This is a genomic window from Pseudomonas sp. TREG-RG-20F-10-E-6-01, assembly GCF_022662455.1.
GTDB lineage: Bacteria > Pseudomonadota > Gammaproteobacteria > Pseudomonadales > Pseudomonadaceae > Aquipseudomonas.
The window spans coordinates 1-1,104 of the sequence record NZ_JAKNQP010000037.1; the positions used below are offsets into that span (position 1 = coordinate 1).

Annotated in this window: 2 protein-coding genes; both read right to left on the bottom strand. The window is 46.6% G+C overall.

What is annotated here, in order from left to right; translation table 11 throughout:
• Positions 1 to 114 precede the first annotated feature (114 nt).
• On the bottom strand, positions 115 to 705 hold the full coding sequence (locus L8K08_RS30155; RefSeq protein WP_242201985.1) for a hypothetical protein: 591 nt from the start codon (positions 703 to 705) through the stop codon (positions 115 to 117).
• On the bottom strand, positions 705 to 1,104 hold a 400-nt coding region (locus L8K08_RS30160; RefSeq protein WP_277933779.1), incomplete at its 5' end, for an HNH/ENDO VII family nuclease. The genes L8K08_RS30155 and L8K08_RS30160, both read right to left, overlap by 1 nt.

A 1,104-nucleotide genomic window follows, 5' to 3' on the forward strand; every position in this document is an offset into this window, starting at 1 on the left:
CGTTCGGCGAGCAACTGACCATGGACGTCGTAGGCGAAGCGCAGGGCTTGGGAATTGCCAAAGGGTAGGGATTTATTTGATTGTAAATTTAAATGTTCCCCACTTAACTGCTCATCAGCATGCTTGGGTGATGGTATGGAAGGTCTTTTTATCTTCATCAAAAAAAAGGTAAGCCTGTGCGCTGTCGTGGCTCAATTCGCTAATGTCGAGCTGCCCCACGAAAACCATCGGCTTTCCGCTTTCTATTGGCCATTCGGGGCTTTGAAGCCATTTTGGCTGTGTTTTCAAACACCGAAAATCAGTTTTTATTTTTTCCTTCAACCACGATTGCAAATCTTTCGGACTCAGGTTTTTTTGCTCTTCGATTAGGTTCGATAGATAGTCGGATGATAGGGACAGCCACTTTGGTTGAACTTTTAGCGTCAGGTTAAATAGATTTTCGTACTTTTTTTCCACCGTGTGAGTAATGCCATTCTTGCTCAGAACACCCGACAGAAGCGTTTGAACATTGTAAATGCACTCAAAATTTCGAAAGTCCTGACTGATTGCATAGGTATAGAGATCAGGTTCACTGACGTACGCTGGCAAGTTTTTCTCACCTTTCAGCAACGCTTCGACAGTTGCATCTGCGTAGACATTTTCTTCGAATTCCTTGGGTGAAATAGAGCCTTCGACGAATTTTTTAATGATGTCTATAGCGGTCATTACTTGCTTCCTAAATGTCTGAATTCATCAAGTGCTGCGTGCTGCTCGCGAGTGACCTCACGCAGGTTTCGAGGATTGTTCACATCCCTACCACCGTTTCTTTGAGGGTTGTGGTGATGCAATTCCATTGAGTTGCCGTTGGCGTCCAGGGGTGCCGAACCACGCTTCATACGGCTCATGTTAGACGGACTGAATTCGCCAGATGTTTTTGAAGCTTCATGGCGGTTTTTCCAGTACCGATTTCTTACCACATCCCAAGCCGGAGCTTTGCCGTTAGGCAACGGTTTGTCTATGGCTTGGCCGCGTTTCCAGCGTTTGAACTGAACGCAACTCCAACCCCAAGGATCGATCCAGCCGACGGGATTTGGGCTGTATTGATAGAGGTTCAGTCCTCCCGCC

What these genes read in the sequence shown, in the direction of transcription:
- L8K08_RS30155 (WP_242201985.1), bottom strand. Translation starts at nt 705, where the DNA reads ATGACCGCTATAGACATCATTAAAAAATTCGTCGAAGGCTCTATTTCA.